This window comes from Pseudomonas sp. ATCC 43928 (genome assembly GCF_005938665.2).
Classification (GTDB): Bacteria; Pseudomonadota; Gammaproteobacteria; order Pseudomonadales; family Pseudomonadaceae; genus Aquipseudomonas.
Genome location: NZ_CP041753.1, coordinates 819,443 through 835,060, shown reverse-complemented (window position 1 = coordinate 835,060; position 15,618 = coordinate 819,443). Strand labels below are relative to the sequence as shown.

The following is a 15,618-nucleotide window of genomic DNA, read 5'->3' as shown; positions in this document are numbered from 1 at the left end:
CGGCGTTGGCGCTTTCTCCAATTGCTTGAGGCAGTACAGCACCAAAATCGGGCGACGCGGAAAATTGGTTTGGCTCAGTTGCACGCAAATGTGGCGAGGACGTGAATGTACGCGGTCTCTGTGGTGAGGGAGCTTGCTCCCGCTGGGGCGTGCAGCGGCCCTAAAAAGCTGACGACTGCTTCGCAGCCGAACGGGAGCAAGCTCCCTCGCCACAATGAGATTCGTTGTTCCTGAAACGCAGAACGCCAACCCGGAGGTTGGCGTTCTGTTCAGCTCAAGCGACGTTTAGCGCGGCACGACCGGCTTGCGCGCAGGCTTCGGCCCCTTGCCTTTAGCCGCGTCCTTGCGCTCCTTGGCTGCCTGCTGGTTGCGGGCGAATGCCGCCGCCTTGGCCTGTTCACGCTTGTCCCACGGGTTACCGCCATCGCTGGCACGCGGTGGCAGGCCGGTGTGCTGGGTCAGGATCTTGGTGGTCGTTTCCTTGGCCACTTTGTGGCTGCCGGCCGGCGTCGAGTTCTTGCGACGGGCGCTCTGGTAGCTGTCGGTCGCTGGCTGATGCAACGGGATCAACTGGTTCTTGCCCGGCCCGATCAGATCGGCGCGGCCCATGCGGGTCAGCGCTTCACGCAGCATCGGCCAGCCTTTCGGGTCGTGATAACGCAAGAACGCTTTGTGCAGGCGACGCTGCTCTTCGCTCTTGACGATAGTCACGCCGTCGCTTTTGTAAGTGACCTTGCGCAGCGGGTTCTTGCCCGAGTGGTACATCGCGGTGGCGGTGGCCATCGGCGACGGGTAGAACGCCTGCACCTGGTCGGCACGGAAACCGTTGCCCTTGAGCCACAGGGCCAGGTTCATCATGTCTTCGTCGGTGGTGCCCGGGTGGGCGGCGATGAAGTACGGAATCAGGTACTGCTCTTTCCCGGCTTCCTTGGTGTACTTCTCGAACATGCGCTTGAACTTGTCATAGCTGCCGATGCCCGGTTTCATCATCTGGTTGAGCGGACCTTCCTCGGTGTGTTCCGGGGCGATCTTCAGGTAACCACCGACGTGGTGGGTCACCAGCTCCTTGACGTACTCCGGCGACTCGACCGCGAGGTCGTAGCGCAGGCCGGAGGCGATCAGGATCTTCTTCACGCCCGGCAAGGCCCGGGCGCTGCGATAGAGCTGGATCAGCGACGAGTGATCGGTGTTGAGGTTCGGGCAAATGCCTGGGAACACGCATGAAGGCTTGCGGCACGCGGATTCGATTTCCGGGGTCTTGCAGGCGATGCGGTACATGTTCGCGGTCGGGCCGCCGAGGTCGGAAATGACGCCGGTGAAACCCGGAACCTTGTCGCGGATCTCTTCGATTTCGCGAATGATCGACTCTTCGGAACGGTTCTGGATGATCCGGCCTTCGTGCTCGGTGATCGAGCAGAAGGTGCAGCCGCCGAAGCAGCCACGCATGATGTTCACCGAGAAACGGATCATCTCGTAGGCCGGGATCTTTTCCTTGCCGTACGCCGGGTGCGGAACGCGCGCGTAAGGCATGCCGAACACGTAGTCCATTTCTTCGGTGGTCATCGGAATCGGCGGCGGGTTGAACCAGACGTCTACCTCGCCGTGCTTTTGCACCAGAGCGCGGGCGTTGCCCGGATTGGTTTCCAGGTGCAGCACGCGGTTGGCGTGAGCGTAAAGCACCGCATCGCCACGGACTTTTTCAACCGACGGCAGACGAATGACGGTCTTGTCGCGAGTCATTTTCGGGCTGGCCAGGATCTGTACGACCTTAGCCTCGCCAGGGTCTTCAACCGGCCCCTTTTCCTGCTCGATGGCGCAGGCGGCGGTGTCCTGGGTGTTGACGTACGGGTTGATGATCTTGTCGATCTTGCCCGGACGGTCGATGCGCGTGGAATCGACTTCGTACCAGCCTTGCGGCGTATCACGGCGGATGAACGCGGTGCCGCGCACATCGGTGATGTCTTCGATCTTGTGGCCGTAGGACAGGCGCTGGGCGACTTCGACGATTGCACGCTCGGCGTTGCCGTAGAGCAGGATGTCGGCGCAGGCGTCGATCAGGATCGAGTTACGCACCCGATCCTGCCAGTAATCGTAGTGGGCGATGCGGCGCAGGGAGGCTTCGATGCCGCCGAGCACAATCGGCACGTGCTTATAGGCTTCCTTGCAGCGCTGGCTGTAAACCAGGCTCGCGCGGTCCGGACGTTTGCCTGCCAGGCCACCGGGGGTGTAGGCGTCGTCGGAACGGATTTTCTTGTCGGCGGTGTAGCGGTTGATCATCGAGTCCATGTTGCCGGCCGCGACACCGAAAAACAGGTTCGGCTCGCCGAGCTTCATGAAGTCGTCTTTGGACTGCCAGTTCGGCTGCGCGATGATCCCGACGCGGAAGCCCTGGGCCTCCAGCAGCCGGCCGATGATCGCCATGCCGAACGACGGATGGTCGACGTAGGCATCACCGGTGACGATGATGATGTCGCAGGAATCCCAGCCGAGCTGATCCATCTCCTCCCTGCTCATGGGCAGGAATGGCGCTGGCCCGAAACATTCGGCCCAGTACTTGGGATAGTCAAATAACGGCTTGGCTGCTTGCATGTCGATAACCGGTGTTGGCTTTCATTGAATTTCGCGGGCGCGGAATATAGCACAAATTTTGACCAATTCCGACGGCTATGGTCGGAAATCGGTGGAGCTGTTTTCGCAAAAATCCCGGGGCTACATATAACCCTTGTGGCGAGGGGGCTTGCCCCCGTTGGGCTGCGAAGCGGCCCCCATAGTTTATCTGTGATACCGCAAATTCAGGATCTACGACTGCTTCGCAGCCGAACGGGGCGGTGCGGCGTTCCGACAGGCCCCCTCGCCACAGTTATTCATCGTCGTCGAAGTTGTAGCTACCCGGCGCCAGGTTTTCAAATCGGGTGTATTTGCCGATGAAGGCCAGGCGGATAAAGCCGATCGGGCCGTTCCGCTGCTTGCCGATGATGATTTCGGCAATGCCTTTGTGTTCGGTTTCCGGGTGATACACCTCGTCCCGGTAAACGAACATGATCACGTCGGCGTCCTGCTCGATCGCTCCCGATTCCCGCAAGTCGGAGTTCACCGGGCGCTTGTTCGGGCGTTGTTCCAGGGAACGGTTTAGCTGGGACAGTGCCACCACCGGGCAGTTGAATTCCTTGGCCAGGGCTTTCAGGGACCGGGAGATCTCGGAAATCTCGTTGGTCCGGTTGTCACCACTGGACCCCGGGATCTGCATCAGTTGCAGGTAGTCGATCATGATCAGACCGATCTCACCGTGCTCACGCACCAGACGACGGGTCCGGGCGCGCATTTCCGAGGGGCTGATACCCGCCGTGTCGTCGATGAACAACTTGCGATCATTGAGCAGGTTGACCGCCGACGTCAGGCGTGGCCAGTCGTCGTCTTCCAGGCGACCGGCCCGGACCTTGGTCTGGTCGATACGACCGAGGGACGACAGCATACGCATGATCAGCGATTCGCCTGGCATCTCGAGGGAGTAAACCAGGACAGCCTTCTCGCTGCGCAGCACGGCGTTTTCCACCAGGTTCATCGCAAAGGTGGTTTTACCCATGGACGGACGGCCGGCGACGATGATCAGGTCGGCCGGTTGCAGGCCACTGGTCTTCTCGTCGAGGTCGGTGTAACCGGTGGACAGGCCGGTGATCGAGTTGTCGGTGTTGAACAAGGTGTCGATGCGGTCGATGGCCTTGGTCAGCAGGTCGTTGACGCTGACCGGGCCGCCGGTTTTCGGACGAGCCTCGGCAATCTGGAAGATCTGCCGTTCGGCCTCGTCGAGAATCTCGGCGGCGGTGCGGCCTTCAGGGTTGAAAGCGCTGTCGGCGATTTCGGTACTGATGCCGATCAACTGGCGCAGGGTTGCCCGCTCGCGAACGATCTGGGCATAGGCCTTGATGTTGGCGACGGACGGCGTGTTTTTTGCCAGTTCGCCAAGGTAACCGAGACCGCCGACCTGAGACGTCTGACCTTCCTTGTCCAATTGCTCGGCCAGGGTCACGACGTCGATTGGCTGGTTCTGGTCCGCCAGTTTGGCGATGGCCCGGAAGATCAGGCGGTGGTCATGCCGATAGAAATCGCCGTCGGAGACTTGATCGAGCACGCGTTCCCAGGCGTTGTTGTCCAGCATCAACCCACCGAGCACGGCCTGTTCGGCCTCGATGGAATGCGGCGGCACCTTCAGGGCAGCGGTTTGCAGATCGTATTGCTCGGGAGCGGAGATATCGTTCATGGCCACTTGGTTTATTCAGGAGAAGCAGAGGTTGTGAAAATCAGGAACTGCAGAAAGACAAAGGGCACGACCTGTAAACAGGATCGTGCCCGATGTTACCGGCAAGCACCCGAGGGTGCCAGCCGACAAGTGCTGCTTAAGCTGCTACCACGACAACGCGTACGGTGGCTTCAACTTCGGCGTGCAGGTGCACGGCTACGTCGAATTCGCCTACGTTGCGGATAGTGCCGTTCGGCAGACGAACTTCGCTTTTTGCAACTTCAACGCCAGAGGCGGTCAGTGCATCAGCGATGTCGTGGGTGCCGATCGAACCGAACAGCTTGCCTTCGTCACCGGCGGTGGCAGTGATAGTCACTTCCAGCTCAGCCAGTTGGGCGGCGCGGCTTTCAGCCGATGCTTTACGGTCTGCTGCGGCTTTTTCCAGCTCAGCGCGACGCTCTTCGAACGCAGCCAGGTTGGCTGGGGTCGCAGCGGTAGCTTTGCCGTATGGCAGCAGGTAGTTACGACCGTAACCAGCCTTAACGTTCACTTTGTCACCCAGGTTGCCCAGGTTGGTGACTTTTTCCAGAAGGATCAGTTGCATGTGAAAATCCTCTTAACTTTTAACCTTCACCGTTCGCGCTATCGGCATCTTTCGGTGCCGAACGACCGCGAAAATCAATCAGGCTGTCGACGATGGCCAGAACCACCAGCAACGGATAGATCAGCTGCATGAACAGCAACAGCGTGACGTACAACCCCACCAGCCAGAACTTGGCCAGTCGCTTTTGCGCCACCAGCCCGTGAATCAGGGCCAGCCCGGCGAACACCAGCGGTACGCTGCACAACGGCGTCAACATGGCCATCTGCGGGCCAAGATTTGGCCCCAGAAGCATTAACGCCAGCAGCAACATCGCCGGTCCCAGCGGGATTCGGATGGCGCGAAACTCGCGACCAAAACCACCCGGGTTGTACAACAACGCCTGCCAGTAGCGCCCGACAATCAGGCTCAGCACACTGACGATTTGCAACAAGGCCGCAATCAGGCCGGTCAGGACCGGTGCAATCAGGGACGCAAAGCGCGCTTGCTCGTCTACCGACAATTGCTGGTAGACCTCACCGAGTAGCGACGGCATGACTTTTATCAAAGCCTGCGCCAGCATCTCGATCTGGGGCGCAAAAGCCGCCCCCAGCACCACTGAAAACACCAACCCCATCGCTATGCTGACCAGCAGCACGCGGCTCCAGGACTCGCTTGCGCGCAAAACCAACGCAAGGCTCGAAGACCCCAGCAGCACCAGAAGTGCCCGTGGATCATCGAAGAAAAGCCACCAGATCAACGCCGGCAGCAGTCCCAGAGCAAGTACGCCAACGGCGTCCTTCAATCCGCGCCGCAGGAGCACAAGGCATCCAGCGGCAGCCCCCAACCAATACAACAACGGCAATGTTGCGCATCCGGCCACTACCAGAGTGGCCTGCATACGGCCGCGCATGATGAACTCAGCTAAGGCGCGCATGCATTCAATCCTTTGCTACGTGTCGACTGCCCGGTCTCAGCGGCCGTGGCTGTCGGTGTAGGCCAGCAGGGCCAGGAAGCGGGCGCGCTTGATAGCGGTGGCCAGCTGACGCTGATAACGTGCTTTGGTACCGGTGATGCGGCTTGGAACGATTTTGCCGGTCTCGGATACGTAAGCTTTCAGAGTGTTGAGATCTTTGTAATCGATCTCTTTCACGTCTTCAGCGGTGAAGCGGCAGAATTTACGACGACGGAAGAAACGTGCCATGTAATAGGCTCCTCAAAAGGTCCGTGGATTACTCGTCAGCGTTATCGCTGTTGTCGCTGTCATCACTGTCAACGCCTTCAGCGTCGGAGTGCTCAGGACGGTCGCGACGCTCACGGCGCTCACTGCGGTTTTCTTCAGCCTTGAGCATCTCGGATTGGCCGGTAACGGCTTCTTCGCGACGGATGACCAGGTTACGGATCACTGCATCGTTGTAGCGGAAGTTGTCTTCCAGCTCGGCCAGGGCCTTGCCAGTGCACTCAACGTTCAGCATCACGTAGTGAGCCTTGTGAACATTGTTGATTGCGTAGGCCAGTTGACGACGGCCCCAATCTTCCAGACGGTGGATTTTGCCGCCGTCTTCTTCGATCAGCTTGGTGTAACGCTCAACCATGCCGCCGACTTGCTCGCTTTGATCCGGGTGGACCAAAAAGATGATTTCGTAATGACGCATGAATGCTCCTTACGGGTTGTAGCCTGCCGCTCAAAAGCGGTCAGACAAGGAGTGAATGACACTTATGGACTTGCTTGCGATAGACACATGCGTGCCTGCCGTCACAGCAAGGGGCGCAATTGTAGAGAAGGGTCGAGGGAGGTGCAAGGCAATTGGTGATTATTTGAACAATCACTTCGACTGGAAAGCCGAACACTTGCAGGAGCCGCCTGCGGCGACTCCTGCAGAGGAGTCTCAGGACTTTTTGGCGGTCCCGGCGGCTTTGACGCCACGCTGGCGCAGCGCTTCGAACAGGCAGACGCCGGTGGCGACGGACACGTTGAGGCTGCTGACGCTGCCAGCCATCGGCAGGCGCACCAAATAGTCGCAAAGGTCGCGAGTCAGGCGGCGCATGCCGCTACCTTCGGCACCCATGATCAGGATGGTCGGGCCCGTCAGGTCCTGCTGATACAGATCCTGTTCAGCCTCGCCCGCCGTACCGACGACCCACAAGCCGCGCTGCTTGAGTTTTTCCAGGGTGCGCGCCAGGTTGGTCACGGCGACCAACGGAATCACTTCCGCCGCGCCACAAGCAACTTTTCGAACCGTCGGGGTCAGCGTGGCTGATTTGTCCTTCGGCACGATCACCGCCAGCGCGCCGGCCGCATCGGCCGAACGCAGGCAAGCGCCGAGGTTGTGCGGATCGGTCACGCCGTCGAGCACCAGCAGCAAAGGCGCGCCTTCGGTGCGATCGAGCAGCTCGTCGAGCATGGCCTCGCCCCAGACCTGGCTCGGACTCACGTCCGCCACCACGCCCTGGTGCACGCCTTCAACCCAGGCGTCCAGCTCGCGACGCTCAGCCTGACCGACAGCCACGCGATTTTCGGCAGCGAGTTCGATCAGCGTCTGAACGCGCGGATCGCTGCGGCCTTCAGCCAGCCAGATCTGCTTGACACGTTTTGGGTGGTGACGCAGCAACGCTTCTACCGCGTGCACGCCGTAGATCTTTTCCAACTGACTCATGACTTGGCCTTAGGTTTACGCGCCCCGCCGCTTCTGGCGGCTGGAGCGGAACCCGCTTTTGGCGGGCCTTTACGGTGTTTGCTCGGTTTGGCTGGCTTGCCGCCGGAGGCCTTGTCAGGCGCCGACCGTCCGGTCTTTCCCCCAGACGCCGCTTTACCGCCGCTTTTCGCTTCAGACAGCAATGCCTGTTTCATTTCACGACTTTTGCGCAACTCGGCATTTTTTGCCGCCGCATCGCTCGGACGATAGGCCTCGACGGCCTTTTCCTTGGCCGGACGACGCCCGGCCTTGGCCAGTACTGGCTCGGCAGCTGTTTTGATAGCAGGTGCTGCGGTTTCAGTGCCGCGCTTTTTGCGACCGATCGGTGCGCTGATGGTTTTTTCGGCCATCTCGAAGTCGATCTTGCGCTCGTCGAGGTCGACGCGCATGACGCGCACTTCAACGGTGTCGCCCAAGCGGAAGCTACGACCGGTACGCTCACCGGCGAGGCGATGGTGCACAGGATCGAAGTGGTAGTAGTCACCCGGCAGCGCGGTGACGTGCACCAGGCCTTCGACGTAAATATCGGTCAGTTCGACGAACAGGCCGAAACCGGTCACGGCAGTGATCACCCCCGGGAACGATTCGCCCACGCGGTCTTTCATGAACTCGCACTTGAGCCAGTTCACTACGTCGCGAGTGGCTTCGTCGGCACGGCGCTCGCTCATCGAGCACTGCTCGCCGAGCTGCTCCAGGGTCGCTTCGTCGTACGGATAGATCCGCGCTTTCGGAATGGTCATCGCACCGGCACGGCGAACGTGCGGGGTGTCCATTTTCGAATGGATGACGCTGCGAATCGCCCGGTGCGTGAGCAAGTCCGGGTAGCGGCGAATAGGCGAAGTGAAGTGGGTATAGGCTTCGTAATTCAGGCCGAAGTGACCCTGGTTATCGGCGCTGTACACCGCTTGGCTCAACGAACGCAGCATGACGGTCTGGATCAGGTGGAAATCCGGACGATCCTTGATGCCCGCGAGCAAAGCCTGGTAATCCTTCGGCGACGGACCGTCCTTGCCTTTGTGCAGGGACAGGCCGAGCTCGCCGAGGAAGGCGCGCAGTTTTTCCAGACGCTCCGGCGGCGGGCCGTCGTGGACGCGATACAACGCAGGGATTTCGTGCTTTTTCAGGAATTCGGCGGTGGCCACGTTGGCCGCCAGCATGCATTCCTCAATCAGCTTGTGAGCATCGTTGCGAACGGTCGGACGGATTTCGGCAATCTTGCGCTCGGAACCGAAGATGATCCGGGTTTCCTGGGTTTCGAAATCGATCGCGCCGCGCACGTGACGAGCCGCCAGCAGAACCTTGTACAGCGCATACAGCTGCTTGAGGTGCGGCAGGACGTCGGTGTATTCACCACGAAGCTGACGCGCTTCGGTGGCTTTCGGCGTTTCCAGCATGGCGCTGACCTTGTTGTAGGTCAGGCGGGCATGGGAGTGAATCACCGCTTCGTAGAAGCAGTAGTCGGTCATTTCGCCGGATTTGGAGATGGTCATCTCGCAAACCATGGCCAGGCGATCGACGTGCGGGTTCAGCGAGCACAGGCCGTTGGACAACTGCTCAGGCAGCATCGGCACCACGCGCTCGGGGAAGTACACCGAGTTGCCGCGAACCTGGGATTCGTTATCCAGCGCCGAACCGATTTTCACGTAGCTGGAAACGTCGGCAATCGCCACGTACAACTTCCAGCCACCGGAGAACAGGCGCAGCTTGCCCGGTTTGGCTTCGCAGTAGACCGCGTCATCGAAGTCGCGCGCATCTTCGCCGTCGATGGTCACGAACGGCAGATGACGCAGGTCGATGCGCTTCTCTTTGTCTTTCTCTTCGACTTCAGGCTTGAGCTTGGCGGCTTCTTTCAAGACCGCTTCAGGCCAGACGTGCGGAATATCGTAGGTGCGCAGGGCGACATCGATTTCCATGCCCGGCGCCATGTAGTTGCCCACCACCTCGACCACGTCGCCTTGCGGCTGGAAGCGTGGCGTCGGCCAGTGGGTAATCTTCACCTCAACGAACTGGCCGATCTGCGCGTTGGCGTTGCGACCTGGCGTCACCAGCACTTCTTGCTGGATCTTCGGATTGTCTGCGACGACGAAACCGATACCGCCCTCCTCGAAGTAACGACCGACGATGCTCTCGTGGGCACGGGACACCACTTCGACAATCATGCCTTCGCGGCGACCGCGACGGTCGAGGCCGGAAACACGTGCCAGGGCACGGTCGCCATCGAACACCAGGCGCATTTGCGCCGGGCTCATGAACAGGTCGTCACTGCCGTCGTCCGGGACCAGGAAGCCGAAACCGTCACGGTGACCGCTGATGCGGCCCAGGATCAGGTCGAGCTTGTCCACCGGCGCATAAGTGCCGCGACGGGTGTAGATGAGTTGAGCGTCGCGCTCCATGGCGCGCAGGCGGCGGCGCAGGGCTTCGATCTGGTCTTCTGTGGTCAGACCAAACTCTTCGACCAGCTGCTCGCGGTTAGCAGGCGAACCTCGATCAGCAAGGTGCTGAAGGATCAGTTCGCGGCTAGGAATAGGGTTTTCATATTTTTCCGCTTCACGAGCGGCCTCGGGATCGAGGGACTGCCAATCGGCCATTAGAGAGTTTTCACCTTGTCTATATGCGGGTTAGTTTGGCATAGGCGTAATGAAACGGGAAATTTCAGGCTATGACAGCCCATCTAAAGCCCTTTATCGACACCGCGAAGCTGATTTGAATGCCGCCGGTAAAATTTTCCAGGTTTTTTTGATGACGGGGGTTTACAGTTAAAAAGACGCTCCGTATAGTGCGCGCCATCGACGACGCACTAGCGCTGCCGATACTGCCCAGATGGTGAAATTGGTAGACACGCCAGCTTCAGGTGCTGGTGACCGCAAGGTCGTGGAAGTTCGAGTCTTCTTCTGGGCACCAATTTCGAGCTTGAGATTAGATCAATTTCAAGGCTCACACAAAAACCCGCGAAAGCGGGTTTTTGCATTTCAGGCTTCTGAATTATTAAAATTAAATCAGGGGTTTACAGATCAAAATGCTCTCCGTATAGTGCGCCACATCAACAGCGGCAACGCTGAAGATCATGCCCAGATGGTGAAATTGGTAGACACGCCAGCTTCAGGTGCTGGTGACCGCAAGGTCGTGGAAGTTCGAGTCTTCTTCTGGGCACCAATTCAAATTCAAGGTCACGATCTTGAATTTCACAAAAACCCGCGAAAGCGGGTTTTTGCGTTTCTGGCCTTTGAAGCCATAGCCGCCCCTTGTGGCGAGGGAGCTTGCTCCCGCTGGGCTGCGAAACAGCCCCCTCATTCTTTCAGTCAAACCTTATTGCCCGGTTTTGCGACTGCTCCGCAGCCGAACGGGAGCAAACTCCCTCGCCACAAAGATCTGCACCAGCCCCTCTAGCAAACCCTCACCCGCCCTGCAAGGCGCACTTGAGAAGCAATATCGTTTATCATTGTTTCAAGTTTTTGCAATGCGACAGTGAGGAACCCTGCGAATGATGCTTCGAAATACCCTGCGCCGCGGCCTGACCATCACCCTCCTCGGCCTGACACTCGCCACGCCCCTCACCCAAGCCGCCGATCCGGTTTCCCTGACACTCTATAACGGTCAACACAAGGAAGTCGGCGACGCCGTCGCCAAAGCCTTCGAAGCCAAGACCGGGATTCACGTCAATGTGCGCAAGGGCAGCAGCAACCAACTCGCCAGCCAGATCGTCGAAGAAGGCGATCGCTCCCCTGCCGATGTGATCTACACCGAAGAATCGCCACCGTTGAACAAGCTCGGCGAACAAGGCCTGCTGGCGAAAGCCGATGCCGCCACACTTGAAGTCCTGCCCAAGGACTACGTTGCCGGCAATGGCACCTGGATCGGCATCACCGCGCGGGTCCGGGTCGTCGCCTTCAACCCTAAACTGATCGACGAAAAAGACCTGCCCAAGTCGGTCATGGAATTCTCCGATCCAAAATGGCAAGGCAAGGTCGGCTTCGTGCCCAGCAGCGGCGCCTTCCAGGAACAGGCGGTGGCGATTATCAAGGTCCACGGGATGGACGCCGCCGAAGAATGGCTGACCGGCCTGCGTGCGTTCGGCAAAACCTACAGCAACAACATGGTTGCACTGAAAGCCGTGGAAAATGGCGAAGTCGCCACCGTGCTGGTGAACAACTACTACTGGTTCGCCTTACAGCGTGAAAAAGGCCAACTCGACTCGAAGCTGCATTACTTCACCGGTGGCGACGTCGGCGGACTGATCACCGTTTCCAGCGCTGGCGTACTGAAATCCAGCAAACATCCAAAAGAAGCCCAGCAATTGCTCGCCTACATGGCCAGCGAAGAAGGTCAGCGTGTGATCACCCAGACCACCGCTGAATACCCGCTGCACAAGGGCATGGAATCGGATCGCGGTCTCAAGCCGTTCAGCGAACTGCAAGCGCCGAACGTCACGCCAGCCGATCTCGGCAACGCCGAAGAAGCCCTGGACCTGGAACGTGACGTTGGCTTGAACTGATGAGCGCCTCGTTATCCGCCCCCGCTTCGCATGGGGGTTACATGCCAAGGCGCAAGCGGCCGTCGATCTGGCTACTGCTACCGGTTCTGCTGCTGGTGGTACTCAGCCTGTTGCCGCTGGCCTATATCGGCCTCAAAACCTGGCAAGCCGGCTGGGCCGAGGCACTGCATCTGCTGTGGCGGCCCTACGTGTTTGGCCTGCTGCGCAATACCCTGGCGCTGATGCTGGGCGTCACATTGGCCTGCGGTGTGATTGGCTTGTCACTCGCCTGGCTGCTGGAGCGCAGCAATCTGCCGGGACGGCGATTATGGGGCGTGATCCTGTGCCTGCCGTTCGCGGTGCCGGCATTTGTCAGCAGCTTCACCTGGGTATCCCTGAGTGCTCACTTCGAAGGGCTGGGCGGGGCGATTCTGGTGATGACGCTGTCCAAGTACCCGCTGATCTTTCTGCCGGTCGCGGCAACGCTGCGCAATCTCGACCCCTCTCTTGAAGAGTCTGCCCGCACCCTGGGGCAGAATCGTTGGGGTGTATTCTTCAAAATCACCCTGCCCCTGCTCTGGCCGTCACTGCTGGCCGGTTCACTGTTGATTGCGCTGCACATGCTGGTGGAGTTCGGCGCGCTGTCGATCATCGGCCTGCAAACCTTTACCACGGCGATCTATCAGCAGTTCGAACTGGAATTCAGCAACGCCAATGCAGCGATGCTTTCTGCGGTGTTGCTGGCGCTGTGCCTGGTGCTGCTATGGCTTGAGTTACGCGTGCGCGGCAAAGGCCGTCACGTACGCACCGGCCAGGGCGCTGCGCGGCATGCGGAGCAGGTTCGCCTCGGGCCGTGGACGGCTGTGGGACAACTTTACTGCTTGCTGCTGGCGATCATCGGCAGCGGCATTCCACTGGGAATGCTGGCGTACTGGTTGATGGTGGGTTCGTCGGCAGCGTTCCCGGTGGCCGCGATCAGCGAGGCATTGCTCTCGTCGCTGGCGCTGTCGCTCGGCGGCGCTGCGCTGTGCCTGGTGCTGGCGGTGCCGGTGGGGTTGCTGGTGGTGCGCCATAAAGGCCGACTGGCAATCTGGGCCGAGCGCTTGCCGTATCTGCTGCATGCACTGCCGGGATTGGTGATTGCGCTGACCCTGGTGTATTTCGCCCTGCATTATGTGCCAGTGCTGTACCAGACCTCGGCGTTGCTGCTGATTGCCTATGCGCTGTTGTTTCTGCCACTGGCGCAGGCACCGATTCGTACAGCCCTGAACAAGGCTGCGCCGCAACTGGAAGAGGCCGCACGCACGCTGGGGGCGTCGTCTTTCAGCGCGTTTTGTCGGGTGACCCTGCCCATCATCTTTCCCGCCCTGGGCGCAGCGTTTGCGCTGGTGTTTCTGGATGCGATGAAGGAACTGACGGCGACGCTGCTGCTGAGCCCGACCGGGCTCAATACGCTGGCGACGGAAGTCTGGGCGCATACCGCGAATGTGGAGTTCGCGGCGGCGGCGCCTTATGCGGCGTTGTTGATTGTGGTGTCGGGGTTGCCTGTGTATCTGCTGACGACGCGGATGTATTTGAGTCGTTGAAAAGCTTCGCGGGCAAGCCTCGCTCCTACAAGGATTACGTAGCCCTTGTAGGAGCGAGGCTTGCCCGCGAAGGCACCAGACCTGCGAACGAGAAACCTAAGCCCTGAACTGCCCCAGGCTCGCCTTCAGCTGCGCCGCCAACCCATCCAGCACCTTGCCGCTGGCCGTGGTCTCCACCACCGCCTGAGCTGCTTTCTCAGCTTGAGCATGGATGGTCTCAACCCGCCCACGCACGGCCTGCGCACCTTGCGCCTGATGCGCCGCGGCCTGGGTCGCCAGGCCGATCGCCGCATGCACCTGCTCGACCGACGCCTGCACCGACTGTTGCAACCGCGCGCTATCGCGCAACACCAGCAGACCTTCGCTGGCCTGACGCCCAGCCTGCCCGATTGCCGCGACGGCCTCACGCGCGCCCTGCTGCAGTGCAACGATGTGCGCCTGAATGTCACCGGTGGAGCTCTGCGTCTTGCTCGCCAGCGCCCGCACCTCGTCCGCCACCACAGCAAACCCGCGACCGGTCTCGCCGGCACGCGCCGCTTCAATCGCCGCATTCAGTGCCAGCAAGTTGGTTTGTTCGGCGATCCCGTGAATCACCGTCAGCACCACTTCAATCTGCTCACTCTGTTGCGCCAGGCGCTCGATGACTTTCGCGCCGGTGTCGACCTGTCCGGCCAATGCCTCGATGAGACTACCGACCTTCGCCGAAGTCCGGGTGTTCTCATCCGTGGCCTGACGAATGCCCACCACCTGCTGCAAAGCGGCCTGCATGGCGTGGCTTTCAGACTGGGCCTCGTCAGCCATTTGCGACAACGCGCGCAGGCTTTCGGCCACTTCATCGCGCTGCATGCCAGCCGCCGCATCGGCACCAGCATTACGCAAAGTCATGGCGCCGATTTCCACACCGGTACGCTGGGCCACATCACCCGCCTCACGCACGATCGGCTGTAATTTATCCACAAAGCGATTGACCGCCGAGGCCATGTCGCCGATCTCGTCCTGGCTGTTGATCTGCACGCGCTTGGTCAGGTCGCCCTCGCCTGCCACCAAGTCATCCATCGCGACAATGAGCATTTTCAGGCGATTGACCACTCGACGCCCCAGCACCACCGCCAGTAACAGCAGCACACCGAAACCCACCACCGCCAGGCCCATGCCGATGCGCCAGCGCAAAGCCCCTGCGGCTTCCTGTACGGCGCCCGTGGTGTTGACTTTCATTTCAGAAGCAGTGGACTGCGCCGATTGCAGACGTCCGCGCATCGCCGTTGCGCTGTCGGCCGCCGCACCTTTGAGGCTGTCACCCACCAATTGATCGCTGCTGGCGATCAGCGCCGAGAAGCGCTTGTCCAGCGCCGCCAGATCGGTTTCCACAGAGGCAGTTGAGACCCCCATCAAGACTTTGCCGATTTCCACGCCATTGGGACTGATCGAGGCTTCGAGGTAGTAGACCGACGGATCGCTCTTCGCTGCGTCCAGCACCTTGTCCAACGCCCGCTCGCCCTGGCCTTTCTCCAGAAGCGCCTTGTTGATCGCGTTCTCCCGGTTGAGATAGCGCGTCAGGTGCTGGCCCGTGGCGTCGTCATAGACCACGAACAACACGTTGGGATTGCGCTGGGCGCGGCGAGCGAATTCGGACAGGGTGGGAATGTCGCTGTCCCACATGGCGCGGGGTGCGACCGACGCCAGAAGTTGCGCCATGTCATTGGCCGAGTCCTTCAGGTCCTTCTCCAGCGTCGTACGCAGTTGAGCCTGCTCGTCTTTCAAACGTGAAGACAGCCCAGCGGTCAGGCGCTGACGGGTATTGCTGGACAGGTTATCCAGGCTCGACGTGACTTCACGCCCCGCCTGCTCCAGCTCACCGGAGAGCTTTTGGCTATCGGAGCCCAAGCGCACGCCCAGATCGGTTTCCAGCGCAGTCACCGTGCTCCGGGTCAGAGCGACAGCCACCAGCACCTGCACCAAAAGGGCGATACCAAGGGTAACGAACACGGGCCGCAACAAACGGCTTTGTAACAGTGAGAGAACGGCCGACACAGGAAATCCCTCTACTC

Annotated in this window: 11 protein-coding genes and 2 tRNA genes; 4 read left to right on the top strand and 9 right to left on the bottom strand. The window is 60.2% G+C overall.

Features of this window, described 5'->3' with window-relative positions; all coding sequences use genetic code 11:
• Nucleotides 1-285: 285 nt before the first annotated feature.
• From FFH90_RS03760 to rnr, 8 genes are all read right to left on the bottom strand, one after another.
• Nucleotides 286-2,589, bottom strand: coding sequence for a YgiQ family radical SAM protein (locus tag FFH90_RS03760; protein ID WP_026286605.1), 2,304 nt, complete (start codon nucleotides 2,587-2,589; stop codon nucleotides 286-288).
• Nucleotides 2,590-2,860: 271 nt separating this feature from the next.
• On the bottom strand, nucleotides 2,861-4,258 hold the full coding sequence (gene dnaB, locus FFH90_RS03755; RefSeq protein WP_019650685.1) for a replicative DNA helicase: 1,398 nt from the start codon (nucleotides 4,256-4,258) through the stop codon (nucleotides 2,861-2,863).
• Between the two features lie 136 nt (nucleotides 4,259-4,394).
• Nucleotides 4,395-4,841: a 50S ribosomal protein L9 gene (gene rplI / locus FFH90_RS03750; protein ID WP_007939577.1), complete on the bottom strand. Its 447-nt coding sequence runs from the start codon at nucleotides 4,839-4,841 to the stop codon at nucleotides 4,395-4,397.
• A gap of 19 nt (nucleotides 4,842-4,860) precedes the next feature.
• Nucleotides 4,861-5,754, bottom strand: coding sequence for a hypothetical protein (locus FFH90_RS03745; protein ID WP_111455423.1), 894 nt, complete (start codon nucleotides 5,752-5,754; stop codon nucleotides 4,861-4,863).
• 36 nt (nucleotides 5,755-5,790) lie between these two features.
• Complete coding sequence (gene rpsR / locus FFH90_RS03740) at nucleotides 5,791-6,021, bottom strand: 30S ribosomal protein S18 (RefSeq protein ID WP_002551829.1); 231 nt, start codon at nucleotides 6,019-6,021, stop codon at nucleotides 5,791-5,793.
• Between the two features lie 28 nt (nucleotides 6,022-6,049).
• The gene (gene rpsF / locus FFH90_RS03735; protein ID WP_007939579.1) at nucleotides 6,050-6,472 is read right to left on the bottom strand and encodes a 30S ribosomal protein S6; all 423 of its coding nucleotides are present in this window, start codon (nucleotides 6,470-6,472) and stop codon (nucleotides 6,050-6,052) included.
• A 234-nt stretch (nucleotides 6,473-6,706) separates the two neighbouring features.
• Nucleotides 6,707-7,474, bottom strand: coding sequence for a 23S rRNA (guanosine(2251)-2'-O)-methyltransferase RlmB (gene rlmB, locus FFH90_RS03730; protein WP_018928494.1), 768 nt, complete (start codon nucleotides 7,472-7,474; stop codon nucleotides 6,707-6,709).
• The gene (gene rnr, locus FFH90_RS03725; protein WP_018928495.1) at nucleotides 7,471-10,101 is read right to left on the bottom strand and encodes a ribonuclease R; all 2,631 of its coding nucleotides are present in this window, start codon (nucleotides 10,099-10,101) and stop codon (nucleotides 7,471-7,473) included. Before rnr ends, rlmB begins: the two co-directional genes overlap by 4 nt.
• A gap of 226 nt (nucleotides 10,102-10,327) precedes the next feature.
• Between rnr and FFH90_RS03720 the strand changes: the two genes are divergently transcribed.
• The 4 genes from FFH90_RS03720 (at nucleotide 10,328) to FFH90_RS03705 (ending at nucleotide 13,570) form a co-directional block, all read left to right on the top strand.
• Nucleotides 10,328-10,414: transfer RNA gene (locus FFH90_RS03720), tRNA-Leu, on the top strand.
• A gap of 165 nt (nucleotides 10,415-10,579) precedes the next feature.
• Nucleotides 10,580-10,666 (top strand) — tRNA-Leu (locus FFH90_RS03715).
• Between the two features lie 328 nt (nucleotides 10,667-10,994).
• Nucleotides 10,995-12,005 (top strand): extracellular solute-binding protein, encoded by a 1,011-nt coding sequence (locus FFH90_RS03710; protein WP_018928496.1) that lies wholly within the window; start codon nucleotides 10,995-10,997, stop codon nucleotides 12,003-12,005.
• Nucleotides 12,005-13,570, top strand: a complete 1,566-nt coding sequence (locus tag FFH90_RS03705; protein ID WP_138866699.1) for an iron ABC transporter permease — start codon at nucleotides 12,005-12,007, stop codon at nucleotides 13,568-13,570. The genes FFH90_RS03710 and FFH90_RS03705 overlap by 1 nt, the downstream gene beginning before the upstream one ends.
• 96 nt (nucleotides 13,571-13,666) lie before the next feature.
• On the opposite strand, the gene FFH90_RS03700 is transcribed toward FFH90_RS03705, so the two are convergent.
• Nucleotides 13,667-15,601: a methyl-accepting chemotaxis protein gene (locus tag FFH90_RS03700; protein ID WP_138866698.1), complete on the bottom strand. Its 1,935-nt coding sequence runs from the start codon at nucleotides 15,599-15,601 to the stop codon at nucleotides 13,667-13,669.
• Nucleotides 15,602-15,618: the final 17 nt, after the last annotated feature.

What these genes read in the sequence shown, in the direction of transcription:
- rpsF (WP_007939579.1), bottom strand. Translation starts at nt 6,472, where the DNA reads ATGCGTCATTACGAAATCATCTTTTTGGTCCACCCGGATCAAAGCGAG.
- rlmB (WP_018928494.1), bottom strand. Translation starts at nt 7,474, where the DNA reads ATGAGTCAGTTGGAAAAGATCTACGGCGTGCACGCGGTAGAAGCGTTG.
- dnaB (WP_019650685.1), bottom strand. Translation starts at nt 4,258, where the DNA reads ATGAACGATATCTCCGCTCCCGAGCAATACGATCTGCAAACCGCTGCC.
- rplI (WP_007939577.1), bottom strand. Translation starts at nt 4,841, where the DNA reads ATGCAACTGATCCTTCTGGAAAAAGTCACCAACCTGGGCAACCTGGGT.
- FFH90_RS03745 (WP_111455423.1), bottom strand. Translation starts at nt 5,754, where the DNA reads ATGCGCGCCTTAGCTGAGTTCATCATGCGCGGCCGTATGCAGGCCACT.
- FFH90_RS03710 (WP_018928496.1), top strand. Translation starts at nt 10,995, where the DNA reads ATGATGCTTCGAAATACCCTGCGCCGCGGCCTGACCATCACCCTCCTC.
- rnr (WP_018928495.1), bottom strand. Translation starts at nt 10,101, where the DNA reads ATGGCCGATTGGCAGTCCCTCGATCCCGAGGCCGCTCGTGAAGCGGAA.
- rpsR (WP_002551829.1), bottom strand. Translation starts at nt 6,021, where the DNA reads ATGGCACGTTTCTTCCGTCGTCGTAAATTCTGCCGCTTCACCGCTGAA.
- FFH90_RS03705 (WP_138866699.1), top strand. Translation starts at nt 12,005, where the DNA reads ATGAGCGCCTCGTTATCCGCCCCCGCTTCGCATGGGGGTTACATGCCA.
- FFH90_RS03760 (WP_026286605.1), bottom strand. Translation starts at nt 2,589, where the DNA reads ATGCAAGCAGCCAAGCCGTTATTTGACTATCCCAAGTACTGGGCCGAA.